We start from the raw sequence: 25359 nt of genomic DNA, 5'->3' as shown, positions 1-25359 counted from the left end.
GTTGATCACACACCCGATTGGATGGTTTGATGTTCTTCCTGCTGAGCGGCGAGAACTCAGTGAGGAATCATAATATTACCCCCCTCTCTCCATAGAACTCCGAACGCCTCCCCCCTTAATTGATGTTCGGAGTTCTTTTTTTATTTCGTGACATAAAGAGGCGGCGTTCCTGTGGTATAATAACGACGAAATGAGAATCAGGAGGCCTTTTGGCGATGAAAGCAAAACGAAAAAACACGATGGAAGCCTATTTATATTGTGTCAATTGTGACCGGGAGACGCTCCACGAAGTGGAATATCGTAATGATCAGATTCACAAGGTCACTTGCTCCGAATGCGGCATGTCTTTGCAGATGGATCAGCATTATATTAACCGCCATTATAAAGAGGAATTTGTGAAGCGGGTGATGTCCAAGCCGGCGCGCATGACACAGGAAATGCAGGAAGATCTCAACGGCTTTTTAAAATCACTGCCCTTCCGGGTGATCACCAAACCGTATCGGATTTATAAAGAGATAGAGGAAGAAAAAAATAAGGGATCCTCCAATTAAAAGGAACCTCCTTCGGGGGTTCCTTTTTTGAGCCAAGAAAACGATAAAAAAATCCCCTGCCGAAAAGGTTCGAAAGGGGATTGTTCTAAAGGCTATGCCGAATGCTTAAGCTTTGACTTGTTTAATCGCTTCGGTCAAAGCGGGAACGACGGTAAAGAGGTCGCCGACAATGCCGTAGTCTGCGATATCGAAAATAGGCGCATCGGGATCTTTGTTGATCGCGACGATCACATCCGAGCTGCTCATTCCGGCCACGTGCTGAATGGCGCCGGAAATTCCGCAGGCGATGTAAAGTTTCGGACCGACAGTTTTGCCGGTCTGCCCAACCTGATGGGAATGGGAGATCCAGCCGGAGTCAACGCAGGCACGGGAGGTCCCGAGGGTGGCACCGAGGACTTCGCAGAGTTCTTTCAGCGGTTCAAAACCTTCCGGTCCGCCGACACCGCGGCCGCCGGCGACGATGATGTCGGCGCCGACCAGATCGACGAGTTCGGAAGCATCTTCCTGAATTTCTTTAATCAGGCGCGTGTGGATGTCTTCCGGAGCGACGTGGAAGTCTTCCTTGATGACTTCACAGGTGCGGCCTTCTTCCGGCGCTGCTGCTTTAAAGACGCCGGGGCGAACGGTCCCGAGCTGCGGCCGGTGATCCGGGCAGAGGATCGTGGCCATCAGGTTGCCGCCGAAAGCCGGACGAGTCCAGGCGATGTTGCCGGTTTCTTCGTCGATGGCCAGACGCGTACAGTCAGCGGTTAAGCCCGTCTGCAGACGGCAGGATACGCGCGGCCCGACATCGCGGCCATTGTTGGTGGCGCCGATGAGCATGGTGGTCGGTGCGTATTTGGTGAGCATTTCGCAAATGGCATTGGCATAAGCGTCGGTGGTGAAATGGGCGTATTCCGGACCGTCGACGACGATCAGCTGATCGGCACCGTGTTCGGCGGCCGCTTTCACCGCGGCGTCGACGTTGCTGCCGACAACCAAACCGACGAGCTTGCCGCCTTGTTTGTCAGCCAATTCGCGGCCGGGATTTAATAATTCAAGGCCCACGTTTTGAGCGGAGCCATCAGGGTTGGTTTCAATAAATACCCAAAGGTCTTTTGTTTTTGGTTCCATTTCTGATCTTCTCTCTTAAAGCACGTTATCTTTGTCGAGCAATTCAGCCAGTTTCTGAGCGGCTTCTTCACCGGTTTCTGCTTCGATTTTCATGCCGCCCTGTTTGACCGGGGGAACGAAAGTCTTTTTAACCTTGGTCGGGGATCCGCCAAGACCGCAGAGTGAAAAATCGCAGTCCAGATCGTCTTCAGAGAGAACGGTGATTTCTTTCTTTCTGGCAGCCAGCTTGTCTTTGATCTTCGGCAGGCGAGGATCAAAATTTGGTTTAGTCGCGGTGACCAGGCATGGGAAATCCATGGCGAGAATTTCCTGGCCGTCTTCGGTTTCGCGGGTGATCTGGATTTCGTCATCGACGATTTCGGCGGTTAAGCCGTAGGTCACCTGGGGCAGACCGAGGTGTTCCGCCAGTTCCGGACCCACCTGGGCGGTATCGCCGTCGATTGCCTGTTTCCCGCAGAAGATGGCGTCAAACTTGCCTTCGGTTTCTTCAATTTTAGCAATCCCTCTGGAAAGAATGTAGCTGGTCGCTAAAGTATCGGATCCGCCGAATTTGCGGCCGGAGATCAGATAAGCGGCGTCACCGCCGACAGCCAGGCAGTTTTTGAGCGCTTCCTTGGCTTGTTCTGGCCCCATTGAAACGACGACAATTTTGACATCGTCTCTTTCATCCTTAATGCGAGCAGCCATTTCCAGGGCATACCCATCAAAAGGATTGACAATGCTCGGCACACCGTCGCGGATCAACCGGTTTGTTTCCGGATCAATGCGGATTTCGGTGGTGTCTGGCACTTGTTTAACACACACGAGAATGTTCATGATATTACGTAGCCTCCTTATATCATAGTTGCGGTTGGGTATAGGTTTACATCCAACCATCGACTGATTCTGATTATAGCATAGAAAATGAAGCGCCGTAAAGGACTTTTTGCTTGGAAAGTGAAAAAAATATCAAACTTTTAAATTATTATAATTAACGGTTTTGACGCTCGGTGAAAATGCCGGCCTAAAGGAGGCGATGGTTAAAGGGGCAGAAGGCATGGCGCGATGGCCCTTTAAGTGCTCGCTGTGTGAATTAGGTGCATGGCTGCCTTTAATCGCGCGCTAAAAAACGCATTGCGTTTTTTAAATGCGTTTTCGATGGGCAATGGCACAATCGTTGCTTGATGCGCCGCCGCTTAGAGCGTATAATAAAGCATAACAACAATGGATTGCCGGTAACGCGAAACGGACTGTGTGCGCGTTTTGGCAATCGATAACGGCCGCCGGCGAATGAAGCGGAAAGGGGCTGCGCGATGCGCCTTGAAGACGCCGATTCGTCATGGATGATTCATAGAAGGGAAAAGACGATGGATCTTTTGCGAGTGGGGATCGGCTACGACGTGCACCGATTGGCGGCCGATCGACCGCTTTTTATCGGCGGGATGGCCATCCCCTGCGAGAAGGGACTGCTCGGCCATTCGGATGCCGACGTGCTGCTTCACGCGATCATGGATGCGATTCTCGGCGCGCTCGGCCTGGGGGATATCGGTGCTCATTTTCCGGACACGGATCCGCGTTACGCTGGGGCCGACAGCCGGGATCTTTTGGCCGAGGTGGCGGCGATGATGCGCCGGGAGGGCTATCGCGTCGGCAATATCGACAGCATCATTGTGGCGCAGGCCCCGAAGATGGGCCCATACATTCCCGGGATGCGTCAAAATATCGCAAACATCCTCTGCACGGAAGCGTCGCAGATCAATGTGAAGGCGACGACCGAGGAGCATCTGGGCTTTACCGGACGGGAGGAAGGCATTGCGGCCAAGGCGGTTGCGTGCCTGTACCGCCGATGATCGGCGTGATTGCAGCGCTTCCGGAGGAAGCGGCCGTTATCGCCGGGGCGATGCGGGAAAGCCGGGCATCCAGGTCCGCCGGGGTCGCCGTGACATGCGGCATCATCGGCGGCCGGGAGGTGGTGCTCGCCCAGTCCGGCGTCGGCAAGGTGAACGCGGCACTCTGCGCACAGGCGCTGATCAGCGTGTACGCGGTGGACTGCGTGATTAACGTGGGGGTCGCGGGAGCGCTCGACAGGCGGCTCACCGCGGGCCAGCTGGTGGTTGCCAAAGACTGCGTGCAGTACGATGTGGATGCGACGGCGGCGGGCTTTGACCTGGGGGAAGTGCCCGGGATGCGCCAAGTGGCGTACACAGCGGCGCCGAATCTCGTTGCGCTGGCCGAAGCGGTTGCGCACAAACTTAACGTGACGACTCGGATCGGCCGGGTGTTGACAGGTGATCGCGTTGTGGCTTCTGCCGCGCTCAAGCAGGCACTGGCCGATCATTTCGGCGGGCTTTGCGCCGAGATGGAAGGGGCAGCCGTCGGACAGGTCGCCGCGGTGAATCAGGTCCCCTTCGCCGTGATCCGGGGCATTTCAGATTTGGCGGATGAAGCGCTGAACGAGGCTTATCAAACGCATTACGCCCGGGCGGCGGTCAGCGCCGGACTGGTGGCCGCCGCGATGATCGCGCTGATGCCGGTGCATTAGATAATTGAGGAATGGAAAGACAATTGCAATGAGTGAAATAAGCGAAAAGAACCATCGGTTTTTTGTGGATGAAAGTGACATGACCGCTTTTGTGGCAGAGGCATTTGATTTTGACGAACTGGGCATCAAGGTGCCGGTGCCGGCTCATCGCCCGACCTGGGCAGAAATCAATCTGGACAATGTGGTGAGCAATCTGCACGCGATTCAAAAGCATGTGGGCCCCGGTGCGGCGCTTATCGCAGTGGTCAAGGCCGACGCCTATGGCCATGGGATTGAGTTGGTGCAGACCCTTCAGGATGAAGGGGTTGGGCGCATGGCAGTGGCTTTTCTGGACGAGGCCATTGCCCTGCGGCAGAAAGGTATCGACCGCTGCGACATCATGCTGCTTGGCGTGACGCTGACGGATCAGATTCCGGAGATCGTGGAGTGGGATATCGAGCCCACCGTGGATTCTCTGGATTTTGCCCGGGCCCTTTCGGAATACGCGGTGAAAAACGATGTCGTGGTGAACGTGCATGTGAAGGTGGACACGGGCATGGGGCGCATTGGCTTTCGCTGGGATGAAGCGGCCGAGGCGATCGCGGCCATGGCCGAGCTGCCCGGCATCAATCTGTTGGGGTTGTTCACCCATTTTGCGACGGCCGACGAGGCGGACAAGACCTTTACCCAACTGCAGATGAAACGCTACCTGGACGTGACCCGGGCATTGAACGCTCGAGGCATTCAGATTCCGCTGAAGCACGTCGAGAACTCGGCGAGCATCATCGACTTCGGGAAGACCGCGTTTAACGCGGTGCGCCCGGGGATCATTCTTTACGGGCTTTATCCCTCTGACGAGGTGAAGAAAGCACAGCTTCCCCTGCGCCCGGTAATGACGTTCAAAACGCGGATCATCCACTTGAAGACGGTGCACGCCGGGGATTCCTGCGGCTATGGCCGGCGGTTTATCGCCGAAGGCGACCGTAAGATCGCGACCTTGGCGGTGGGATACGCCGACGGCTACACGCGGATGCTCTCCGGCAAGGGGGCCGAGGTGTGGATCCATGGGCGTCGGGCCCCGGTGGTCGGCAATATCTGCATGGACCAATGCATGGTCGATGTGACAGACGTGCCGGAAGCGGCGTTGTTTGACGAGGTGGAACTTTTCGGTGAACACCTGCCCGTCGAGGAGCTGGCGGAAAAGCTGGGCACCATCAATTATGAATTGGTGTGCATGGTGAATAAACGGGTGCCGCGGCTTTACCGTTTTATGGGGGACGCACACCTCGAGGTGGAGATTTTAAACGATGGCTTTTACGGGGCGTTGTAGAATCAAAAATAAAAATCTGCTGCAATCATGCAGCAGATTTTTTTCGGCTTATTTTTTCAAAACAGCCCTGACATATTTAATCGGAATGCTCCTGGCGCTGAACATGGCTTCGTGTTCTGTAACAGCATAATCTTCAATAGGAGCTGCGGTGAGGTCCCGGCGAATATCTGCAATTGCAAAACCGGCCGCTGCGAAATAGCCAAGGGAGTCTTCAAACAAACCGTCGTCGTCCGTTTTAAAATGAATGACAGCCTGCGCTGCAAGAAAGACCTTGTACTTTTCGAGCTGACGGATATGGGTCAGTCGTTTTTTATGCTTTTGCCGTTTGGGCCAGGGATTGCAAAAATTGATAAAGAGGCCGTCAAAGTGCTCGCCCGGCCCGAAAATGTGATCGATGCGTTCGACATCCCAGGCGGTGAGCAGCACGTTGTCGGGGCGTTCGGTATTTTGGGCGATGGTAATTTTTCGCCGGGCCATGCCCAGCATCGTGTCGATCATATCGACGGCAATGAAATTCGTTTTCGGATGCGCGGCGGCCATTTGCGCCATGAATTGTCCCTTGCCGCAGCCGAACTCGCCAAAGAGCGGGCGTTCGGGATGCGCGAAGCGCATGCGCCAATGATTTTTTTCTTCCCAAGGCCTGGGAACAAAGATGGGGCTGGCCTCGAGCTCCGGCCGGGCCCAGGGTTTTGGTCTGATGTGCATAAAGGCTCCTGAATCATTATTTGGTCGTGATGCCATTGTAGCATGGCCGGCGGCGTATTGCCAATGCGAACGGATCAGACTGTTGAACGGGATGTGCTGTGTTGATGGTGAAAAAAATCAAAAAGAGCTTTACAAAGCAAGAGCCCTTGTGTATAATGGGCAAGTAATCAAGAACGATCCCTTAGCTCAGCTGGAAGAGCGCCACCTTGACGTGGTGGAGGTCACAGGTTCGAGCCCTGTAGGGATCACCATTTGAATGCACGCCACCGCAGCGTCGGTGGTTTTTTAATGCGAAAAAATCGTTGCCAGTCGCTTGACAGATGGGCTTTAAAGCTTGTATTTTAAAATAAAACGTCAATTTATAAAGAAAAACGGCGCCCCAAAAGACGGACATCCAAAACATTCAGGCTTTGATGCGATGACATTTAAAGCCTGCGGGAAAGAAGGTGCATCTATGCAGATAACGTTAACCGACGATTTTGACCTCGATAAGATGGCGGAAAGCGGCCAATGCTTTCGCTGGTATCCGCTGCCGGACGGCGGGTATCGCATCTGCGCCTTTCGCCGGGCAGTGACGGCACGGCAGGAGGGGCATCGGCTGACGCTTGATTGCCCAGAGGAAGCGTATCGAAGCATCTGGCGGCAGTATTTCGACATGACGACGCATTACGCGGCAATCCGCGATCGCATTGATCCCGGTGATGCCTATTTGCAAGCTGCGGCGAGGTTGGGCCGGGGCATCCGCATTTTGCGCCAGGATCCTTGGGAAACGCTGGTGACCTTTATCATTTCCCAGCGCAAAAGCATTCCCGCGATTCGCAGCTGCGTTGAAAAGCTGTGTGCGGCCGCTGGGGATTCGATTGGGGCAGCGGCGGGCGAGCCCCTATATGCTTTTCCCAGCCCGGCACAGGTGATGGCCCTCGATTGCCGCAAAACGGGCAGCGACCGCTGCAGCTTTCAGGACACGGGGGTGGGCAATTGTTCGCTGGGTTACCGCATGCCCTATGTGCGGGCGGCGGCGCGGTGGATGATAGCTCATGACGCAGCGGCGCTTGACGCGTTGGATGACGGTTCCCTGGAAACGGCGCTGATGCAGATTAAGGGCGTCGGCGTCAAGGTGGCTGCCTGCGTGATGCTCTTCGGTTTTCACCGGATGAATGCCTTTCCGGTGGATGTCTGGGTGAAGCGCGCATTGAAGGACGGCTATGGCAAAGCGGGCTTCGATCCGGCGCGCTATGCCCCCTACGCCGGAGTCATGCAGCAATATTTGTTTTACGCCAGACGGCAGACGAGTCGAGCCCATTCAAACTGATGCGGCATTCAGCGTTGCTTTGCGTGCGGACCGCATGATGTCCGGCGATGCGGCGGTGAATGATGTGTGGAGAGAAAGCGAAGGGACTATGAACGAGATTTTTAATCAAACGCGGCAAACGCGGCGAAAAAGAAGATGGCCGGCGATGATGCTGTGCGTGGTTTTGGGGATGACGCTTTGCGGCTGCAGCTTGGGCACGGCTTCGGAGGAACCAAAGACCAGGCAGGTTATTGCGATGACCACTATTATGAATCTGCGCGTTTACGGCAAAAAGAGCGACCGCGCATTAAACGACGGTGAAAAGGAGATCCACCGGATCGACGCGCGGCTTTCCGTGGGGAACAGCGACAGCGAAGTGTCGAAGCTCAATGCGGCCGGCGGGGGCGTGGTGTCCGGCGATGTGGCGACGCTGATGCAAAAGGCGCTCGATATTTATCGCAGCACCGACGGCGCCTTTGACATTTCGATTTACCCCATCATGAAGCTTTGGGGTTTTACGGAGGTTTATGATGAGTCTGATCCGAAGACGAGCACCAAAGTAAAGCACATCCCGTCGTCGTCGGCCATCGCTCAGACGCTGACCAAAGTCGACGCGTCAAAAATTCGCTACGATGCAAAGACGAAAACCCTCGATTTGCCGGCGGATATGCAGATTGATTTCGGCGGCATTGCCAAGGGCTACACCTCTCAGCGTCTGATCGACATCATGAAAAAGGATGGCGTGACGGCGGCGATGGTGGAATTGGGCGGCAATGTGCAGGTTTATGGCCAAAAGCCCGACGGTTCGCCCTGGCGGGTGGGCATTGCTAATCCGAAAAATCGGGAAAAAATGGTGGGGACTCTCAATCTGACCAAAAGCTGCGCGGTGATCACATCCGGCAGCTACGAACGCTATATCACGGACAGCACCGGCAGGAAATATCATCACATCATCGATCCGAATACCGGTTATCCGGCGGAAAGCGGCCTTGCCTCGGTGACCATTGTCTGCAAGGACGGCACCACCGCCGATGCACTCTCTACCGCGCTTTTCGTGATGGGCAAGGACAAGGCGATTGCCTATTGGCGGGCGCACCACCAAATGTTTGATGCGATTTTGGTGGACCAAAATCAAAGGGTTTATGTGACGGCCGGCGCCATCAAGGCATTTCAAAAAAACGCGGGGTTTTCCGTTCGGGAAATTAAAGTCAAGTGATTGGTTGCCTTCATTCGGGGAGTAAAAAGCTGGCAAACAAAAAGCAGCTCGCTATGCGAGCTGCTTTTTTGATGGCATAAAGCTTGCTGGATGGCAGAATATTAGTCGTTGCGTTTGCCTACGCTTTTGTTGAGGCTGAAGAGAGCGGCCTTGTCGTCCTGAACGAATTCAACAGCCTGGAGCATGTCGTTGGCGTTGGTTTCTTCTTCGGCCTGTTCGTCGACGAACCACTGCAGGAAGCTGACCGTGCGGTAATCATTGGCTTTGATCGCCGCGGCGACGATGTTGTTGATGGCATCGGTGATGTATTCTTCGTGTTCGAGGGCCGCCTTCACCGGTTCGACAAAGTCGCTGAAAGAAACTTTCGGCGCATCCAGCGCGCCGAGTTCGACGGTTTCGCCGTTGTCGTGCAGGTAGCCGTAAATCTTCATCGCGTGTTCTTCTTCTTCTTTGGCCTGCACTTCATACCAGGACGCGAAGCCGGTCAGCCCGGCTTCCTGATAGTAAGCAGAGATGGCGAGGTAAAGATACGCGGAATAAAATTCTTTGGTAATTTGTTCATTTAATAAAGCAGAAATTTCTTTTTTCATGTTAATATCCTCCTATGAGCAATGCTGTGGGGGCACAGCAAATGCTTTAATTTAGATTCATTATAACAGTAAAAATGAAAAATTCAATTGAAAACAATAAAAAAGCAAACAAAAAATTGGAAGTTTCGGAAAAATTAAGATTTGTGTCAAGAACACAGGAAAGGAAAGAATAATGGTGATGAAAAAAGCGTCCGTCTTCATGGCAGACGGCATGGAAGAAACGGAATGTTTGACGATTGTGGATTTGCTGCGGCGCGGCGGCGTGGCGGTGACCACCTTTTCGGTGATGCCGGATAAAACGGTTACCGGTTCTCACGGGGTGCGCATCGAGGCGGACGCCTTGTTTGACGCAGATGCAGCGGCGGATGCCGAATTGCTGTTCCTGCCGGGAGGCGGCGATGGCGTGAAGCATCTTTATGCCCATCAGGATTTGTGCCGTTTGCTTGTTAATTTTCCGGCGGAAAGCAAAGGGGCCGAAAGCAAATATCTGGGCGCGGTCTGTGCCGGTCCCAGTGTTCTGGGGCGTCTTGGATTGTTAAAGGGAAAGCGGGCTACCTGTTATCCCGGTTTTGAAGAACAACTTCTGGGCGCGGTCTGTACGGGCGAGGGCATCACGGTGGACGGGGCCGTAGTTACCGGGATCGGCCTTGGCTTTTGTGTCGACCTGGGATTGACCCTGGTAGCGCTGCTTTGCGGCAGGGAAAAAAGCGATGCGGTGAAGCGGCAGATTCAACATCCGGACGGATTTAAGAAGCATTAAAAGAAAAACCACGCGTGTAACGCGTGGTTTTCTTTTTTGTACGGATGAATGCCATCGCCGGCTACGCGATAGGGACATGATGGTAGCTAATAAAGCCGATAATGGCAAGGACAAGCATGACGGCAAGCAGCGTCAGGATGGCGATGCCAATTATTCTGAAAAATTTGTTCCAATTCATTTTGCTCTCCAAAAATGGGAACCCGATTTGATGGCGGTGTGGAGCTCCCGAATAAACTTTGTCGCCGTTATTGCAGGGAACGTTTCCCTATGTTGTTAATTGATTAGAATATTTTAATATAATTGTATAACAATGCGCAATCGGCGTCAATTAAAAAAGAATGAAACGTCAGCGGCATGGATCAAAGATCCTGTGATAATCGGAAATGGATTATTTTATTTTTGAATAGCTTCTTTAATTGAAAGTGAAGTGAAAAAGTGGTTATCGCGTCAAGTGCGTGTTGTTCCCGCGGAAGGCAAACAATGATTTAATGGAGAGGGTCCTGATTAAAAAATAATAGCGGTGTCGGCATCACTGTGCTCCGCCTAAATATCTGAATGCCAGACCCCGGAAGGGGTCTTTTTTGAGCCTGCCGCATTTGGGCGGTCAAAGGGCGTAAGTGCACCCTGAAAAAGGCGCCGCTTTTCGGCAGGAATTGATTGTCAAAAGGACTAAAAAAGGCAAAAGGGCATAGACATTTGAGTTAGAAGATGCTAACATAAAGCTGTTAACGAATGTGAAATGTGCATGATAACGCCTAACAGCCTAACAGGAGGAATTGAGGAATTATGGAATCAAGGAAAGCGACCCGCATCGGGGGGAAAGATCTTATCCATGTCGGCCTTTTTACAGCCATTATTTTTGTGATTGAAATGGTGATTTCGTTTATCGGGTTTATTCCCTTTCTCATGCCGCTGTATTGTGTTCTGATGCCGGTTTGTATCGGCATTCCGTGGATGCTTTTTGTTACGAAAGTACAAAAATTCGGGATGATTCTTATCATGGAGATTTTGCTCGGGATCATCCTGATGCTTACAGGCATGGGGTGGTATGCGATGCCGCTTAATATCGTGGTCGGCCTTATCGCCGAATGGGTGGTGAGAAGCGGAGGATACCAAAGTATCAAAAAAGATATCATCGGCTACGGCTTTTTCAGCTGCTGGGTATTTGGCAGCTTTATCCCGTTGATCTTTAAGGCAGATCAGTACTGGGAGAAATCGTCTTATGGAGCGGATTATATCGCCGCGGCAAAAAGCATTTTTCAGCTGTGGACAGCGCCGGTGCTTTTGATTTGCTGTTTTGTTTTCGGCTTGCTCGGCGGATGGATCGGGGTCAAACTGATGAAAAAACATTTTGTTAAAGCGGGCATTGTTTGATGAATCGCTTTTTAGATCCAAGAACCAAGCTTGCGCTGCTGGTTACCCTGCCCACCTTTCTGATGGGCGGGGCCGGCGGTGCATCGGCCGGCCCGTTTTTGGTGATCCTGCCGCTCATTCCGCTGGTGCTTTTGCTGCAGGCCCGCCGCATCCGCCAGGCGCTTTTCGGCGTCGTGGTGTTTTTTGGCGTTTGGGGGCTGTGGCGTTTGGCGGGGCTGTACCTTTCCGGGGGTGTTTATCTGCTGTGCTTCATTTTATACGGCATTGTGATGGGGCTTATTCCCTGCGTGCTGATGGCGGTTTATGCCGTGACGACAACCACGGTCAGCGCGTTTATTGCTGCGCTCTCGAGGCTGCACATTCCCGATCTCATCACCATCCCGCTCTCGGTGATGTTTCGCTTCTTTCCGACCGTCGGCGAAGAGGTGACTGCAGTGAATAACGCCATGCGCATGCGGGGCCTTCGCATGGGGAACACCGGCCCGGTGAAGATGCTGGAATATCGTATCATCCCAGTGCTGATGTGCTGCCTGCGTATTGGCGATGAGCTTTCGGCCTCGGCGCTAATCCGCGGCTTGGGTGCCGGCGGCCCGCGGACGAATATCTGCCGCATCGGCTTTCATCTGCAGGATGGGATCCTGCTGGCCATCTGTGCGGCGGCCTTCGGCTGTTGGCTGCTCAGTGCGCTGGGGGTGGCTTTATGGTAACGCTGGAGGATGTTTGTTTTGAATATGCTTCGGAAAGCGCGGCGCTGCTCGAGGCGCCGATCCCGGAAAGAGACGGCGACGGACGGCTTGATCATGTGAGCTTGAGGATTCAGCCGGGGGAATTCGTGCTGCTGACCGGCCCGTCGGGCTGCGGCAAGACGACGCTTTTGCGGTTGATCAACGGGCTGATCCCCCATTATTATCCGGGGCGACTGACCGGAACAATCCGTGTAAACGGCGAATCCCTCGCCGGCAGGAGCCTGGATGAGATCGCGGCGGCGTCGGGGACGGTTTTTCAAAATCCCCGGGCGCAGTTTTTTAATGTGGACACCACCAGCGAGCTGGCGTTTGCCTGCGAGAATCGGGGCATGGCTGAAGCCGAGATTTTAAAGCGCATCGAAGAGACGACCGCCCGCTTTCATATCGAGAAACTGATCGACCGCAACATTTTTCATCTGTCTGGGGGCGAAAAACAAAAGATTGCCTGTGCTTCGGTGGACGTGGCCCGGCCGGCGGTCATCCTGCTGGATGAGCCTTCGGCGAATTTGGATTTCGAGGTGACGATGCAGCTGCGCGCTTTGATTCAAATTTGGCGGGACGCCGGCAAAACCATTGTGGCGGCGGAGCATCGCCTGGCTTATCTTTGGGATTTGATTGACCGGGCGGTGGTGCTCGAGGCGGGGCGCATTGTGCAGGTACTCGACCGGGCGGCCTGCGACCGCCTGGCGGCCGGCGGCGATGGGACGGCCGGTCTGCGGACCATGCGGCTGATTTCGCCCCGGGCTGTTGCGCTGCCGGCGGTCCTGCCGGAAGAGAACTGCCTGACGCTTCAAAATTTTCATTTTGATTATCGAAGCGGATTTTTTGAACGGCGCCACAGTGCCCGCAAGCCGGTGCTGGCGGTGAATGAGCTGCACATTGCGGTCGGACAGATCACGGCGCTGGTTGGGGCCAATGGCGCGGGCAAGACCACCTTTCTGCACTGTTTGTGCGGCTTGGAACGGCGATGCAAGGGCGTCATGCATTACTGCGGCCGATCCTTCGGCCGGCGTCAGCGGCAGCAGATGATTTTCCTGGTCATGCAGGACGCGGATCATCAGCTTTTTGCGGAAAGCGTGCTGGAGGAAGTGTGCCTCGGACTGCCGGCGCGTGCGTCTGCACCGAATGAGCGCGCGGCGGCTATTCTGGAATCGGTGGATCTCCTGCCGTATCGCGACAAGCATCCCATGTCGTTGTCCGGCGGGCAAAAGCAGCGTCTTGCAGTGGCCTGCGCCATCGCTTCCGGGCGGGAAATCCTGCTCTTTGATGAGCCCACCAGCGGTTTGGATGATCGGCATATGCGCCAGATGGCGGCTTTGATGACGCGGCTTAAGGCGATGGGGAAGACCATTATCGTGGCGACCCATGATGCCGAGTGGATGCAGGTTTGCTGCGACAGAAAGGTGGCGGTGGATGGCTGCGGCTATTGATTTAAATCCGCGCACCCTTTTGCGACTTCCCGGGGTGCGCGAAGACAGGCGGACCGGAGCCGCGCTCATCCCGCTGCCGGGGGATGGCGGCGAGGCCGGCCTGCTTCGGGCATTGACCTTGGCGCCGGGCTTCTGGATTTTTGATATTGACATCCACAGCACGCGCATTCCCAGATTCACATTCAAGGCGGCAGACGCGCCTTCGCTCACCGTGAACCACTGTTTTTGCGGCCGCTGTGAAGTGGCGCTGCGCAGCGGCGAGACGACCTATTTATCGGGCGGAGAACTGGTGGTGGATAACGGCAAATCGACGGGAAGCTTCTATTATCCCGAGGCGGATTACGAAGGGATCGAGTTGGCAATCCGGCTGGACGGCGATTGGCAAAGAGCCTTTTTGGTGCTGGGGGAATCCTTCGCGGCGCCCCGGCAATTATTTGAACGCTGTGAGTCGGTTGACGCGCCGCGCATTTACCTGGCCGATGTGCCGCTCGCCCGGACGGCAAAGGTGCTGCGGGACTATCTGACGCAGGGAAAAAGCCGGCAGCTCATCGCGGTGAAGATCATGGAGTGGCTGCTGCTCTTGGCCGAGCGTGAGACGGCATTGGTGGAGGCGGGGAAGATTTACTATCCCAAAACCCAGGTGGAAATTGCTAAGGCCGTGCAGCAAATCATCGTGTCGGATCTGCAGGTGCGCCACCCGGCGGCAGAGCTGGCAGCGCGATTTGGCATCAGTGCGTCAAGTCTGAAAAATTATTTCTGCAATGTTTACGGCTGCGGCTATGCGGTCTATCAACGAATGCAGCGGATGAAGCGGGCGGCCAAACTGCTGTCGGGCACCCGGGAAAGGGTGGCGGATATCGCGGCGTCCGTGGGCTATGCCAGTCAGACAAAATTCGGCAGCATGTTTAAAAAAGTTTATGGCGTGAGCCCGCTGACCTATCGCAAGCAGGAGCGGCTGCGCCTGATGAAGCAGAGCGTGACGGCAGAAGGGCTCGCGGAGAAAGGGGAACATTCACTTGAAGAATGAACGACAGGCAACGGCCGAACGGAGAAAAAGCACCTGGCAATGGCTTGGAGAATTTGCCGCGGGGCACCGCGGGCATTATCTTGCCAGTGTGCTTGTGGCGGTTTTGGGCGTGCTTTTGGGGCTGGCGCCCTACGTGTGCATCGCGCGCATCGTGCGGCTTTTGATGGACGGCAACCGCGATTTCGCGGCGTACGGCCGGATTTGCGGCATCATGGCGCTGTTTTGGATCGGGCGGGTGCTTTGTCACGCGCTGTCCACCACGCTGTCTCATAAGACGACCTTTGCCGTGCTGGGAGAAGTGCGCAAGCGGGTGTGCGACAAGCTGGCGCGCCTGCCCCTGGGCACGGTGCAGGATCTGTCGTCGGGCAGCCTGAAAAATACGGTGGTCGAGCGCATCGACAGTATCGAAACCGTGCTGGCGCACATCGTGCCAGAGTTCACGGCGAATCTGGTGTCGCCGCTGGTGCTGGCCGTCGCGATCTTTGTGATCGACTGGCGCATGGGGCTGACGTCGCTGCTGACGATCCCGGTCGGACTGATTTGTTACGCCGGGATGATGCGCGGCTATGAGGCCGATTTTAAAAACACGGTGGATAAAACCAAGGCGCTTAACGACACGGCGGTGGAATACATCGGCGGCATCGAGGTGATCAAGGCCTTCGGCAAGGCCGAGCAATCTTACGATCGTTTTGTGGTGGCTGCCCGGGAAGGGGCCAGCTGCTTTGTGGACTGGATGCGCCGCTGCAACGGCTATTTCACCGCAGCGATGGCCATTATGCCGGCGTCTTTGGTGGCGATTCTGCCCGTGGGCGGACTGCTCGTTCACGCGGGGAGTCTTCCTCCGGCGGATTTTATTTTGATCATCATTCTGTCCTTTGGCACGCTGACGCCGCTCATCACCGTGCTGTCTTACAGCGACGATTTGGCCCAGATGGGCACCATCGTCGGCGAGGTCAGCGCCATTCTCGAGCAGGACGAGCAGCATCGGCCGGCGGTGCTGACCACGCCGCTCGACGGGCGGGACGTGGTGCTCACCGATGTGACCTTCGGCTATCACGACGCGGAAGTGCTTCACGGCATCAGCATGACCATGGCTGCGGGCACGGTCAACGCGATCGTCGGGCCGTCCGGCTCCGGCAAGTCCACGCTGGCCAAGCTCATCGCGTCCCTTTGGGATGTGGACGGCGGGCGCATCGCCATCGGCGGGGTGGATATCCGCGCCATTCCCCCGGCGGATTATCATCGGCTTGTGGCCTATGTGTCGCAGGACAATTTCCTTTTTAACGACACCATCCGCGAGAATATCCGCATGGGACGCGTCGGCGCGACGGATGACGAGGTGATCGCCGTGGCCAAGGCCAGCGGCTGTCACGACTTTATCACGGGGCTTGAGCACGGCTACGACACCGTGGTCGGCGACGCGGGCGGCGCGCTTTCCGGCGGAGAACGCCAGCGCATCGCCATTGCCCGGGCCATGCTCAAGGACGCGCCCATCGTGATCCTCGACGAGGCCACGGCCTACACCGATCCGGAAAACGAAGCGGTGATTCAGGCGGCGGTGGGAAGGCTCGTGAAAGGCAAGACCCTCATCGTGATTGCCCACAGGCTCAGCACCATTGCCGACAGCGATCAGATTTTCGTCATCGAAGACGGCCGGCTCGACAGCAGCGGCACCCACGCCGAGCTTTTGGCCGAAAACGGATTGTATCGTCAGATGTGGGAGGCACACATTTCGGTGCGCGACCGGCTGGATGACGGAGACAATCAGGAAGGAGACGGAGCCCATGCTTAAAATTTTTCGCAAGTTTTTCGCATTCTGCGGCGAGAAGAATCGCCGCAAGTTTCATAGGTCCATTGCCTGCGGGGTGATCCAGGCGTTCTTTGAAGCGCTCAAGATTCCGGCGGTGGCGGTGATGCTCAGCGCGGTGCTTGAAGGGCGGGTGAGCCTTATGACGGTGGCTGCGGGCTTCGGCATCATGGTGGTGAGCATCTCCGGGCAGGCCGCGGTTAAGAATAAGGCCACCATGCTCCAGACGGAGGCGGGCTATGAAACCTGCGCCAACAAGCGCATCGAAATCGCCGAGCATCTGCGTTATCTGCCCATGGGTTATTTTAATGACAACAGTTTGGGCACCATCACCTCGGTGACGACCAACACCATGGAGGCCCTGGCCAATATCGCGACCCGCGTGGTGATGATGACGACCCAGGGCGTTCTGACCACGCTGCTCATCGCGCTGATGCTTCTGTTTTACGACTGGCGCATCGGCCTGGTGACGTTGGCGGGCATCGCCGTGTTCTTTGGGGCCAACGCGCTGCTGCAGCGCCAGGGCAAGGTTATGGCGCCTAAGAAGAACGCGTCGGATACAGAGTTGGTGACCAAGGTTCTCGAATACATTCAGGGGATGGCGGAGGTTAAAAGCTATCAGCTGACCGGCCGTGCGAGCCGCAGGCTCAACGCCGCCATCGACGACAATGCCGCGGTCAATACGGCCTGCGAGTTCCGCTTTATTCCCTATATAACGCTGCAGAGTGCCGTTGCCAAGCTTACCGGCGTCGCCATGAGCGTGCTGGCCATTCGTTTTTACCTGGGCGGCACCATGGATCTGCTTGTCTGCATCGTGATGCTCATCTGCGCTTTTATGATTTACGCGAGTCTGGAAAGTGCCGGCAATTATTCGTCGCTGCTGCGCAATGTGGATGTCTGTGTGGACAAGGCTCAGGCTATTTTGGATCTTGAACCCATGGATATCGACGGGGCGGACCGCACGCCGGCGACCCACGACATCGCGGCGAACGATATCCGCTTCGCCTATGATAAGCAGACCATCATCGACGGGATCAGCGTGACGATTCCCGAAAAGACCACGACGGCCATCGTCGGTCCCTCCGGCGGCGGCAAGACAACGCTGTGTCATCTCATCGCCCGCTTTTGGGACGTCGACAGCGGCAGCGTTACGCTCGACCGCGTGGATGTGCGCGATTACAGCATGGACAGTCTGATGGAAAATTTCAGCTTCGTGTTTCAAAGCGTTTATTTGTTCCGGGACACCATCGCGGGCAACATCCGCTTCGGTCAGCCTGACGCGCCGATGGATCAGGTGATTGCCGCGGCGAAGGCGGCCTGCTGTCACGATTTTATTATGGCATTGCCCAACGGCTATGAGACCGTCGTCGGTGAGGGCGGCGCCAGCCTTTCCGGCGGAGAGCGCCAGCGCATTGCCATCGCCCGGGCCATCATGAAGGACGCGCCCGTCATTATTCTCGATGAGGCCACGGCTAATGTCGATCCGGAAAACGAGAAGGAATTGATGGCCGCCGTCGCGGCGCTCACCCGGGAAAAGACCATTCTGATGATTGCCCATCGTCTGAAGACCGTGCGCCATGCAGATCAGATTCTGGTGGTGGATCAAGGGCGTATTGTGCAGCGCGGCCGTCACGAGACCCTGATGCAAGAGGACGGCATCTACCGTCGCTTTGTGGCGGCAAGGGAGCAGGCCGTGGGGTGGAAGCTGGGGTGAGCGACGAAAAACGCGGTGATTTTAGCAAACGGTTCTTTGGAGTCGCTTGCTTTGGCCGCTGAGACATCGCTCCGGCATCATCAAAAGTCATACGGCGGCGGAAGCGGTCAGAAATTGAAAAAACTGAACGCGAAAACAAGGTGCGCGGAGCCATCGCGCAGCATAAGCGGATTGGCAGTAAAATCAATTAAAAAGACCATTGAGGTGCCAATGGTCTTTTTATTATGCTCCAAATTGAGACCGGGCGGGATTTGGAAATTATTTTTGTAAAAAATGTAAAATCGGATATTCATCCGGCGATTTTGAAATTATGGAAAAGAAATCGGATTAAATTGACACAATTTCAGCACGAAGGTAGAATAGAAGATGTAAAGGATTATCAACCGCGATAACAAAAACAGGAGGCTACGAATGAAAATTGTTTTTGGATGCGATCCGAATGCATCGGATTTTAAAGAACAGCTGATGGCTTATGTGAAGGAATTGGGCCACGAAGTGACCGATTTCGGTTCGGACGATCCGATTTATGCCAACGTGGCGATTAAATGCGCCAAGGCCGTGGCTGCCGGCGAATTTGATCGCGGTATCGTGGTCTGCGGTACGGGGATCGGCGTGTCTATTGCGGCCAATAAGGTCAAAGGCGCTTATGCGGCCTGCATCCACGATGTCTATCAGGCACAGCGGGCCGAGCTCTCCAATCACGCCAATATCATCACGATGGGCGCCCAGGTGGTCGGCATTGAGCTGGCTAAATGCATGGTTAAAGAATATCTGTCCTGTACCTTTGATCCGGAAAGCCGTTCCAAAAACAAGGTGCAGCGCATCGTCGATTTCGAAAGCGAAGCGCAATAAAGCACAGCGGCACGGGGGCCGCGAATCCATCATTGTTACCAATTAAATCCAAAAGGAGAAAGGGAGAGATTATGTCTAAGTATTTAATGGGGATTGATGCCGGGACCGGGAGTGTTCGCGTTGCGCTGTTTGATCTGCAGGGCCGCAACCGCGCCTACGATATCCAGGAATACGGCACCACTTATCCGAACAACGGCTGGGCCGAACAGGACGATCAGGAATGGCTGATGGCTTTGGGAGAAGCGATTCCTGCCTGTATCCGCAAGGCCGGCGTTGCACCGGAAGAGATTGTTGCCATCACCTGTGATGCCACCACCAATACGTTGGTCTATCTGGATGAAAACGACCATTCCGTACGCAAACCGATTTTGTGGATGGACGTTCGTGCGGCCGGTGAAGCGGCGGAAATCGACGAAATCCGCGACCAGTACGATGCGACCAAGTTCTATAAACCGAGCTTTCGCGCCGACACCATGATTCCGAAGAACATGTGGGTCAAAAAGAACGAGCCGGAAAATTGGCAAAAGACCAAAACCATGTTCGAATTTGAAGACTGGCTGAACTGGATTTTGACCGATAAGAAAACGCTGTCGATGTCGGTGGCGGCCTTCCGTTGGAATTATGACGATAAGAACGGCGGCTTCCCGGTGGATCTGCTCAACGCGGTCGGTTTGGATGACGTGCTTGAGAAAGTGCCGGAGGAAATTCTCAAAGTCGGGGACATTGTCGGTCACGTTTCGGAAAAAGCGGCCAAGGCCTTTGGCCTGTCCACCGATACCGTCGTCGTCGAAGGGACGGCGGACTGCAACGCCTGCATGTTCGGTGTCGGCGGGGTGCTGCCCAACGGCATGACCCTCATCGGCGGGACATCCACCTGTCTGCTCGGCCTTTCAAAGGAGGATTTCCACGTGGACGGCGTTAACGGGACGTATCCCGACTGTATGTATGACGGCACGAGTCTGCTCGAAGGCGGCCAGACGGCGGCCGGCGCGATTCTCACCTGGTTTAAAAACAACCTGGTGCCGGGCTCCTGGCTGGAAGAGGCTGTGAGCCGTGACATGAATATTTATGACTATATCACCGAAAAAGCCAAGGAATCGCCCATCGGTTCCGGCGGCGTCGTGATGATGGACTATTTTCAGGGAAACCGCGCTCCGTATTCGGACTCCAAAGCCCGCGGCATGTTCTGGGGGCTTTCTATCGGGACCTCCACGTCGGACATGGCCCGTGCCGTGTACGAAGGGGTGGCTTACGGGGCCAACCATTGCATCGTCAGCATGAATGAAGCCGGCTACGATGTGAACGAAATTTATGCCTGCGGGGGCATCGCGACCTCGGACTTTTGGATGCAGATGCACGCGGATATCATCGGCGTGCCGATGCACACTACCGTGGAAAACCAGAGTGCCGGCTGCCTGGGCGACGCCATTATTGCCGGCGTGGGTGCAGGTCTCTTCGATTCCTTTGAAGAAGCGGCGAAGACCATGGTCCGCATCGACAAGACCTATCGCCCGAATATGGAAAATCACAAAGAATATCAGTTCTATATGGAACGCTACATGGAGACCTGGCCGCAGATGCGCGAAATTGTCCACAAGACGGTGGATCACACCAATGCCAAAGCAACTGAAAAAGAAGATTGATAAAACCCCCATTTTAAAAGGCATTGCCATTCGGCAATGCCTTTTTTAGCGCCTGAAATTAACAAGCGAAAATTGTTTTATAAGAGATCTCTTTTTGATGAGAGACTTTTGCAAGGCCATTTCCGGTTTGGTGGTGGAGAACACAGTTTTTGACGTTATGGCCTTTGTGCGTCTTGACCTTTGATGGGTTGAATGGACGGATATGATGGCAGACGGTTTCAATTTCTTGAAGACGTTTTTTGCTATTTTATCATGCAGGCTATGATCCGAGTCCAAGCTGCTTCAGCGAAATGCCTTCAATGCGATGCAAGCGAAACCAGGGACACCATTCATCCGTGTCGAGCACCGTGAATTTTGTTCCATCCGGGGTAACATAAAATCCCATTGATCCCATGCGATCCACTTCTTTGCATCCGCGCTTCAGAACCTCGTCGCCGGTCCAGTCGTGATCGGTCAGGAATAGTTCTTTCTGGCCGTGTTTTTCAAGGAGAAGCGTGTTGTGGCGCAGGTTAACCGCCATTACCTGCCTGAGATGGACTTTCCCGGCGCCGTATTGCCGGATATCAATCAGGATGGTGGCCGTAACGATCAATGCGCAGGCGGCCAGAATGCCTGCGATCCAAAGAAAGATTTTTTTCATAAGCGCCTCCTGTTTCAATGGGCGCTTCAAAATGGGCGCGCCACGTTGGTTTGGGTTCATGATATCCCAAAATCGAAAAGCGCGCCTGAAGCCCGCCCTGGCGGTAACCGTCCGCCGGCGGGACGCGGCGGCCATGTGCGTATCGGCCGGCGGCAGCGGGCTTATCGGCCGGCGATCACCGCGCGGGAGATAACCATCTTCTGCACTTCGGAAGTGCCCTCATAAAGGGGAATGATGCGCGCGTCGCGATAAACCCGCTCGATGGCATAATCCTTCATGTAACCATAGCCGCCGTGGATCTGAAGCGCTTTATCGGCCACATAAACCGCCGCTTCCGATGCGTAATATTTGGCCATGGCGGCTTCCTTGCTCACCGGCAGGCCGGCCTCCCGCAGCTTGGCCGCGTTGAGCGTGAGCAGTTTGGCCGCTTCGGTCCGGGTGGCCATGTCCGCCAGATACCACTGGATGCCCTGATTCGCGCTGATGGGCTTGCCGAACTGCACCCGTTCGCCGGCGTATTGAACGGCGGCAGTCAGGGCGCCTTCCGCCAGGCCGACGGCTTGGGCGGCCATTCCGATGCGCCCGCCGTCAAGGCCGGCCATGGCAAGACCGAAGCCCTTGCCCGCTTCGCCGAGCAGCTGCGTTTTGGGCACACGGCAGTCTTCAAAGATGAGCTCAGAAACCGGCGCGGCGCGCAGGCCCATTTTGTCCTCGGCCTTGCCGACGCTAAAGCCCGGCGTGCCCCGGTCCACGATAATGGCGGACATGCCGCGGGTTTTCTTTTCCGGATCGGTCAGCGCGATGAGGATCACATAATCCCCTTCGTCTTTGCCCATGTTGCTGATAAAGCATTTCGTGCCGTTGATCACGTAATCGTCGCCGTCGGGGACGGCCTTGGTTTTGGCGGCGGCCGCGTCAGATCCGGCCCCGGGCTCCGTCAGCGCGAAAGCGCCCACCTGGCCGCTGCAGGCCCGGGCCAGATATTTTTCTTTTTGTTCTTCGGTGCCGTGCCGGTTGATGATGTCGGAACTTAAGGTGTGCACCGAAAGCAGCTCGGCCACGCTGGCGTCCGCCTTGGCGATCTCTTCGATCACCAGCGCCTTCACTTCTTCGCCCATGCCGATGCCGCCGTAGGCCTCGGGGATATTGATGCCCATAAAGCCGAGCTCCGCCATCTGCGCGATGACGGCCTTCGGGATCTTGCCGGCCGCTTCCATCTCGTCGGCGGTGGGAGCGATGGCCTGTTTGGCGAAGTCCGCGGCCAATTCCACAATCATTTTTTCGTCTTCTGTTAGAATTACACTCATTGTTTTCCACTCTCCTTTGGTTTTGCTGATGCCCGCAACGGCGGATGCGCGTGCTTTTCAGTCCGTTAAATTTAAAGTAACGGCTCCAGCGGCCGGAGAGTCAAATGGTTTAAAAAGTTTTTTGGGGATGGTTTGAGGAAATAAAAAAAACTCTCCTGCAGGAGGAGAGTTGAAAGATTAATGGAAAGCCCAGCGTCATTTAAAGGACTGGGTTTTTATTTTTTAAGACGTTATTTCCCGGCGATTGCGTCGAGCTGGATTTTTTTCAGGCGTTTCATCACGTCGTTGTCGCCCCGGCCAAAGGTGTCGTGGAGCCGGATGAATTCCCGGTAGAGCTTGTCGTAGACCGCGACATTTTCCGGAATCGGCGTGTATTCCACATCGGCGAGGTTGGCCATGACCCGGGTGGCGTCAAAAATATTGTCGTAGCCGCCGCGTTCGGAGCCGGCCGCCAGGGAGCCGAGCACCGCCGCGCCCAAAGCCCCGCCGTACTCGCTGCCGGCGATGCGGTAGGGCCGGTCTGTGATGTCGGCAAAAATCTGCATGAGCATCGGGTTTTTCTGGCTGATGCCGCCGGTGGCAAAGACTTTTTCGACGGCGACGCCGGATTTTTCAAAGTTATCGATAATGACCCGGGAGCCAAAGGCGATGGCTTCGATCAGCGCGCGGTAAATTTCTTCCGGTTTGGTGGTCAGCCGCAGGCCGAGCATCAGGCCGGTGAGGTCGTTGTCCACGAGGATCGATCGGTTGCCGTTCCACCAGTCGAGGGCGAGCAGGCCGCTTTCCCCGGGAGTCAGCTTTTCAGCTTTGGCGGTCAGGTATTGTTGAATGTCCATGCCGGCATCGCGGGCCGCCTGGGCGTAGGCCTCGGGCACGCCGTTTTTCACGAACCAATCCATGTGATCGCCGAAGCCGCTTTGGCCGCATTCGTAGCCGTAAAAGCCGGGGAGCATCCCGTCTTTCACCACGCCGAAGCAGCCGGGCACCACGTGTTCCTCCTTGCTGATCAGCATGTGGCAGCCCGATGTTCCCATGATCATCACCATTTGATTTTCGGCGGCTTCTTTCAGGGTGCCGGGCACGCCGGAGTGAGCGTCGATGATGGGAACGGCCACAGCCGTGCCGACATTCAGCCCGGTGAGCTTGGCGCCGGCTGCGTTGATTTCGCCGGCCTTGCTGCCGATGGGTGCCACGGGCGTTTTGAGCTTTTCGGCGACCACATTTTCAAATTCCGGGTCGAGGGCGGCGAAGAATTCCTTGCTTGGATAACCTTCGCTGGCGCTGTAAAGCGCCTTGTAGCCCGCCGCGCAGGAGTTGCGCAGATAGCGCCCGGTGATCTGGCCGACGATCCAGTCGCCGGCTTCGACGTATTCGTCCATATCGGCATAAAGCTCGGGATCTTCCATGCAAATTTTCCACAGCCGGGGAAAGAGGGTTTCCGAGGAGGCCTTGCCGCCGTAGCGCGCGAGGAAGGTTTCGCCGCGGATGGCGGCCACTTCCGTCAGGCGGTTGGCATATTCCTGGGCGCCGTGGTGCTTCCACAGCTGCACATAGGCCATGGGATCGCTTTTGTATCTGTCCCGGTAGCACAGGGGTTCGCCTTCGGCGTCGATGGGCAGCACGGTGCAGGCGGTGAAGTCGATGCCCAGGCCGATGACGTCCGCCGGCCGGACGTTGTTGCGCACCATGACATCCCGGGTGACGGCGCCCAGGGATTCGCGGTAGTCCCGGGGATCCTGCAGGGCATAGTCCACGGGCAGGGGGGTGCCGTCGGGTAGGGTCGTTTCCATGACGGCGTGGCGGTATTCGTGCACCGCGCTGTTTTTGCACTCTTCGCCGGTGGCCACATCGACCAGAATCGCCCGGGCGGACAGGGTGCCAAAGTCGACACCAATAATGTATTTTGCCATAACTCTCTCCTTGAATACTAAAATTTGGAAGGGGCGCGGGCCTAAAGATATTCGCGCATTTCCTTCAGGGAATTGTAAATGCAGGTGGGCTCGACGTCGGATTCGGCGACGGTTTGCATGTCGGCTTCACCGGTGAGCACGAGGAAGCCCCGGGCGCCGTTGTTCACGCCGGTGGCCACATCGGTATAAAGCCGGTCGCCCACGAAGGCGATGGTTTCCTTCGGGTAGCCGGTAATGGCGGTGATCATGTCGACGGTTTCCTTCCACGGTTTGCCGAGGAAACGGGGACGTACGCCGGTGGAATCGGTGATCAGGGTGCACATGGCGCCGCAGTCGGGCATATAACCGTCTTCCGTCGGACAGTTGGTGTCCATGTGGGTGGCGATAAAGGGCACCCCGTTTCGCACATAACGGCAGATCTTGTCCAGCTTGTCGTAGGTCAGGGTCGTGTCGAAGCTTTGCACGGCTACGTCCGGATCGTCGTCGACGAGGTTGAGACCGCGCTCGCGCCAGTTGTTTTCGAGCAGCGGCGTTCCGTTGAGGTAAATCTTCGCGCCGGGATAGTTTTCCTCAAGGAATTCGGCGCAGACATCCCCGGCGGTGACGATTTTATCTTTGGTGACCGTCAGGCCCATTTTGGCCAGCTTGTCCACATAGACCTCCGGAACCCGGGAAGCATTGTTGGTGAAGAAGATAAAATCGCGGTCCGGATCGGCATCGACCTGGCGGATAAAGTCCAGAGAGCCGTCGATGAGATTGTTGCCGAGATAAACGGTGCCGTCCATATCCAAAACGAACAATTTGACGCCGTCAAGGGCCTGATTCTTGGGTAGCATGGTTTCTCCTTTGGTTA

General features: G+C 55.7%; 25 protein-coding genes and 1 tRNA gene. 18 read left to right on the top strand and 8 right to left on the bottom strand.

Features of this window, described 5'->3' with window-relative positions; all coding sequences use genetic code 11:
- Nucleotides 1-215 precede the first annotated feature (215 nt).
- Nucleotides 216-551 (top strand): hypothetical protein, encoded by a 336-nt coding sequence (locus tag HMPREF0721_RS07805; protein ID WP_006599135.1) that lies wholly within the window; start codon nt 216-218, stop codon nt 549-551.
- Between the two features lie 105 nt (nt 552-656).
- Here HMPREF0721_RS07805 and HMPREF0721_RS07800 read toward each other — a convergent pair whose 3' ends face one another.
- Nucleotides 657-1664, bottom strand: a complete 1008-nt coding sequence (locus HMPREF0721_RS07800; protein ID WP_006599134.1) for an electron transfer flavoprotein subunit alpha/FixB family protein — start codon at nt 1662-1664, stop codon at nt 657-659.
- Nucleotides 1665-1679: 15 nt separating this feature from the next.
- Nucleotides 1680-2480 carry an electron transfer flavoprotein subunit beta/FixA family protein gene (locus HMPREF0721_RS07795; protein ID WP_006599133.1) on the bottom strand — a complete coding sequence of 267 codons (801 nt, stop codon included), beginning with the start codon at nt 2478-2480 and terminating at the stop codon, nt 1680-1682.
- Nucleotides 2481-3010: 530 nt separating this feature from the next.
- Here HMPREF0721_RS07795 and ispF point away from each other — a divergent pair.
- The 3 genes from ispF to alr are packed head-to-tail and all read left to right on the top strand — an operon-like array spanning nt 3011 to nt 5494.
- Nucleotides 3011-3493 (top strand): 2-C-methyl-D-erythritol 2,4-cyclodiphosphate synthase, encoded by a 483-nt coding sequence (gene ispF / locus HMPREF0721_RS07790; RefSeq protein WP_040639994.1) that lies wholly within the window; start codon nt 3011-3013, stop codon nt 3491-3493.
- On the top strand, nt 3475-4185 hold the full coding sequence (locus tag HMPREF0721_RS07785) for a 5'-methylthioadenosine/adenosylhomocysteine nucleosidase (protein WP_156788720.1): 711 nt from the start codon (nt 3475-3477) through the stop codon (nt 4183-4185). The genes ispF and HMPREF0721_RS07785 overlap by 19 nt, the downstream gene beginning before the upstream one ends.
- Before the next feature lie 28 nt (nt 4186-4213).
- Nucleotides 4214-5494, top strand: coding sequence for an alanine racemase (gene alr, locus HMPREF0721_RS07780; protein ID WP_006599129.1), 1281 nt, complete (start codon nt 4214-4216; stop codon nt 5492-5494).
- Nucleotides 5495-5542: 48 nt separating this feature from the next.
- On the opposite strand, the gene trmB is transcribed toward alr, so the two are convergent.
- On the bottom strand, nt 5543-6199 hold the full coding sequence (gene trmB / locus HMPREF0721_RS07775) for a tRNA (guanosine(46)-N7)-methyltransferase TrmB (RefSeq protein ID WP_006599128.1): 657 nt from the start codon (nt 6197-6199) through the stop codon (nt 5543-5545).
- Nucleotides 6200-6374: 175 nt separating this feature from the next.
- Here trmB and HMPREF0721_RS07770 point away from each other — a divergent pair.
- From HMPREF0721_RS07770 to HMPREF0721_RS07760, 3 genes are all read left to right on the top strand, one after another.
- Nucleotides 6375-6450, top strand: a tRNA-Val gene (locus tag HMPREF0721_RS07770).
- Nucleotides 6451-6653: 203 nt separating this feature from the next.
- Nucleotides 6654-7511, top strand: coding sequence for a DNA-3-methyladenine glycosylase family protein (locus HMPREF0721_RS07765; RefSeq protein ID WP_040639993.1), 858 nt, complete (start codon nt 6654-6656; stop codon nt 7509-7511).
- Nucleotides 7405-8706, top strand: coding sequence for an FAD:protein FMN transferase (locus tag HMPREF0721_RS07760; protein WP_156788719.1), 1302 nt, complete (start codon nt 7405-7407; stop codon nt 8704-8706). Before HMPREF0721_RS07765 ends, HMPREF0721_RS07760 begins: the two co-directional genes overlap by 107 nt.
- Before the next feature lie 101 nt (nt 8707-8807).
- On the opposite strand, the gene HMPREF0721_RS07755 is transcribed toward HMPREF0721_RS07760, so the two are convergent.
- A complete protein-coding gene (locus HMPREF0721_RS07755; RefSeq protein WP_006599125.1) occupies nt 8808-9296 on the bottom strand; it encodes a ferritin in 489 nt (162 codons plus the stop codon).
- Nucleotides 9297-9468: 172 nt separating this feature from the next.
- Here HMPREF0721_RS07755 and HMPREF0721_RS07750 point away from each other — a divergent pair, with 172 nt between their 5' ends.
- The 11 genes from HMPREF0721_RS07750 (at nt 9469) to HMPREF0721_RS07705 (ending at nt 20649) form a co-directional block, all read left to right on the top strand.
- Nucleotides 9469-10056 carry a DJ-1/PfpI family protein gene (locus tag HMPREF0721_RS07750; RefSeq protein WP_006599124.1) on the top strand — a complete coding sequence of 196 codons (588 nt, stop codon included), beginning with the start codon at nt 9469-9471 and terminating at the stop codon, nt 10054-10056.
- Between the two features lie 76 nt (nt 10057-10132).
- Nucleotides 10133-10333 (top strand): hypothetical protein, encoded by a 201-nt coding sequence (locus HMPREF0721_RS11865; RefSeq protein ID WP_006599123.1) that lies wholly within the window; start codon nt 10133-10135, stop codon nt 10331-10333.
- 509 nt (nt 10334-10842) lie between these two features.
- Nucleotides 10843-11430, top strand: coding sequence for an MptD family putative ECF transporter S component (locus HMPREF0721_RS07745; protein WP_006599122.1), 588 nt, complete (start codon nt 10843-10845; stop codon nt 11428-11430).
- A complete protein-coding gene (locus HMPREF0721_RS07740) occupies nt 11430-12137 on the top strand; it encodes an energy-coupling factor transporter transmembrane component T (RefSeq protein WP_006599121.1) in 708 nt (235 codons plus the stop codon). Before HMPREF0721_RS07745 ends, HMPREF0721_RS07740 begins: the two co-directional genes overlap by 1 nt.
- Nucleotides 12131-13606 (top strand): ABC transporter ATP-binding protein, encoded by a 1476-nt coding sequence (locus tag HMPREF0721_RS07735; protein ID WP_006599120.1) that lies wholly within the window; start codon nt 12131-12133, stop codon nt 13604-13606. The genes HMPREF0721_RS07740 and HMPREF0721_RS07735 overlap by 7 nt, the downstream gene beginning before the upstream one ends.
- Complete coding sequence (locus HMPREF0721_RS07730) at nt 13590-14633, top strand: helix-turn-helix domain-containing protein (protein WP_006599119.1); 1044 nt, start codon at nt 13590-13592, stop codon at nt 14631-14633. The genes HMPREF0721_RS07735 and HMPREF0721_RS07730 overlap by 17 nt, the downstream gene beginning before the upstream one ends.
- On the top strand, nt 14623-16425 hold the full coding sequence (locus HMPREF0721_RS07725) for an ABC transporter ATP-binding protein (RefSeq protein WP_006599118.1): 1803 nt from the start codon (nt 14623-14625) through the stop codon (nt 16423-16425). Before HMPREF0721_RS07730 ends, HMPREF0721_RS07725 begins: the two co-directional genes overlap by 11 nt.
- A complete protein-coding gene (locus tag HMPREF0721_RS07720) occupies nt 16418-18154 on the top strand; it encodes an ABC transporter ATP-binding protein (protein WP_040639990.1) in 1737 nt (578 codons plus the stop codon). The genes HMPREF0721_RS07725 and HMPREF0721_RS07720 overlap by 8 nt, the downstream gene beginning before the upstream one ends.
- Before the next feature lie 15 nt (nt 18155-18169).
- Entirely contained in the window at nt 18170-18424 is a 255-nt protein-coding gene (locus HMPREF0721_RS12115; protein ID WP_169310227.1) for a hypothetical protein, read from the top strand.
- Between the two features lie 141 nt (nt 18425-18565).
- Complete coding sequence (locus HMPREF0721_RS07710) at nt 18566-19006, top strand: RpiB/LacA/LacB family sugar-phosphate isomerase (RefSeq protein ID WP_006599114.1); 441 nt, start codon at nt 18566-18568, stop codon at nt 19004-19006.
- A 71-nt stretch (nt 19007-19077) separates the two neighbouring features.
- On the top strand, nt 19078-20649 hold the full coding sequence (locus HMPREF0721_RS07705; RefSeq protein WP_006599113.1) for an FGGY-family carbohydrate kinase: 1572 nt from the start codon (nt 19078-19080) through the stop codon (nt 20647-20649).
- Nucleotides 20650-20908: 259 nt separating this feature from the next.
- Here the strand turns inward: HMPREF0721_RS07705 and HMPREF0721_RS07700 are convergent, their stop codons facing one another.
- The 4 genes from HMPREF0721_RS07700 to HMPREF0721_RS07685 form a co-directional block, all read right to left on the bottom strand.
- Nucleotides 20909-21289, bottom strand: coding sequence for a hypothetical protein (locus tag HMPREF0721_RS07700; protein ID WP_040639989.1), 381 nt, complete (start codon nt 21287-21289; stop codon nt 20909-20911).
- A gap of 161 nt (nt 21290-21450) precedes the next feature.
- The gene (locus tag HMPREF0721_RS07695; RefSeq protein WP_006599111.1) at nt 21451-22596 is read right to left on the bottom strand and encodes an acyl-CoA dehydrogenase family protein; all 1146 of its coding nucleotides are present in this window, start codon (nt 22594-22596) and stop codon (nt 21451-21453) included.
- 230 nt (nt 22597-22826) lie between these two features.
- On the bottom strand, nt 22827-24506 hold the full coding sequence (locus tag HMPREF0721_RS07690) for a ribulokinase (protein ID WP_006599109.1): 1680 nt from the start codon (nt 24504-24506) through the stop codon (nt 22827-22829).
- A 41-nt stretch (nt 24507-24547) separates the two neighbouring features.
- Nucleotides 24548-25342, bottom strand: coding sequence for an HAD-IIA family hydrolase (locus HMPREF0721_RS07685; protein WP_006599108.1), 795 nt, complete (start codon nt 25340-25342; stop codon nt 24548-24550).
- Between the last annotated feature and the right edge of the window lie 17 nt (nt 25343-25359).

Source organism: Pseudoramibacter alactolyticus ATCC 23263 (assembly GCF_000185505.1).
In the GTDB taxonomy this organism is placed as follows: Bacteria; Bacillota; Clostridia; order Eubacteriales; family Eubacteriaceae; genus Pseudoramibacter; species Pseudoramibacter alactolyticus.
This window is presented reverse-complemented; position numbering and strand designations above follow the sequence as displayed.

What these genes read in the sequence shown, in the direction of transcription:
- HMPREF0721_RS07805 (WP_006599135.1), top strand. Translation starts at nt 216, where the DNA reads ATGAAAGCAAAACGAAAAAACACGATGGAAGCCTATTTATATTGTGTC.
- HMPREF0721_RS07800 (WP_006599134.1), bottom strand. Translation starts at nt 1,664, where the DNA reads ATGGAACCAAAAACAAAAGACCTTTGGGTATTTATTGAAACCAACCCT.
- HMPREF0721_RS07795 (WP_006599133.1), bottom strand. Translation starts at nt 2,480, where the DNA reads ATGAACATTCTCGTGTGTGTTAAACAAGTGCCAGACACCACCGAAATC.
- ispF (WP_040639994.1), top strand. Translation starts at nt 3,011, where the DNA reads ATGGATCTTTTGCGAGTGGGGATCGGCTACGACGTGCACCGATTGGCG.
- alr (WP_006599129.1), top strand. Translation starts at nt 4,214, where the DNA reads ATGAGTGAAATAAGCGAAAAGAACCATCGGTTTTTTGTGGATGAAAGT.
- trmB (WP_006599128.1), bottom strand. Translation starts at nt 6,199, where the DNA reads ATGCACATCAGACCAAAACCCTGGGCCCGGCCGGAGCTCGAGGCCAGC.
- HMPREF0721_RS07765 (WP_040639993.1), top strand. Translation starts at nt 6,654, where the DNA reads ATGCAGATAACGTTAACCGACGATTTTGACCTCGATAAGATGGCGGAA.
- HMPREF0721_RS07760 (WP_156788719.1), top strand. Translation starts at nt 7,405, where the DNA reads ATGGCAAAGCGGGCTTCGATCCGGCGCGCTATGCCCCCTACGCCGGAG.
- HMPREF0721_RS07755 (WP_006599125.1), bottom strand. Translation starts at nt 9,296, where the DNA reads ATGAAAAAAGAAATTTCTGCTTTATTAAATGAACAAATTACCAAAGAA.
- HMPREF0721_RS07750 (WP_006599124.1), top strand. Translation starts at nt 9,469, where the DNA reads ATGGTGATGAAAAAAGCGTCCGTCTTCATGGCAGACGGCATGGAAGAA.
- HMPREF0721_RS11865 (WP_006599123.1), top strand. Translation starts at nt 10,133, where the DNA reads ATGATGGTAGCTAATAAAGCCGATAATGGCAAGGACAAGCATGACGGC.
- HMPREF0721_RS07745 (WP_006599122.1), top strand. Translation starts at nt 10,843, where the DNA reads ATGGAATCAAGGAAAGCGACCCGCATCGGGGGGAAAGATCTTATCCAT.
- HMPREF0721_RS07740 (WP_006599121.1), top strand. Translation starts at nt 11,430, where the DNA reads ATGAATCGCTTTTTAGATCCAAGAACCAAGCTTGCGCTGCTGGTTACC.
- HMPREF0721_RS07735 (WP_006599120.1), top strand. Translation starts at nt 12,131, where the DNA reads ATGGTAACGCTGGAGGATGTTTGTTTTGAATATGCTTCGGAAAGCGCG.
- HMPREF0721_RS07730 (WP_006599119.1), top strand. Translation starts at nt 13,590, where the DNA reads ATGGCTGCGGCTATTGATTTAAATCCGCGCACCCTTTTGCGACTTCCC.
- HMPREF0721_RS07720 (WP_040639990.1), top strand. Translation starts at nt 16,418, where the DNA reads ATGCTTAAAATTTTTCGCAAGTTTTTCGCATTCTGCGGCGAGAAGAAT.
- HMPREF0721_RS07710 (WP_006599114.1), top strand. Translation starts at nt 18,566, where the DNA reads ATGAAAATTGTTTTTGGATGCGATCCGAATGCATCGGATTTTAAAGAA.
- HMPREF0721_RS07705 (WP_006599113.1), top strand. Translation starts at nt 19,078, where the DNA reads ATGTCTAAGTATTTAATGGGGATTGATGCCGGGACCGGGAGTGTTCGC.
- HMPREF0721_RS07700 (WP_040639989.1), bottom strand. Translation starts at nt 21,289, where the DNA reads ATGAAAAAAATCTTTCTTTGGATCGCAGGCATTCTGGCCGCCTGCGCA.
- HMPREF0721_RS07695 (WP_006599111.1), bottom strand. Translation starts at nt 22,596, where the DNA reads ATGAGTGTAATTCTAACAGAAGACGAAAAAATGATTGTGGAATTGGCC.
- HMPREF0721_RS07690 (WP_006599109.1), bottom strand. Translation starts at nt 24,506, where the DNA reads ATGGCAAAATACATTATTGGTGTCGACTTTGGCACCCTGTCCGCCCGG.
- HMPREF0721_RS07685 (WP_006599108.1), bottom strand. Translation starts at nt 25,342, where the DNA reads ATGCTACCCAAGAATCAGGCCCTTGACGGCGTCAAATTGTTCGTTTTG.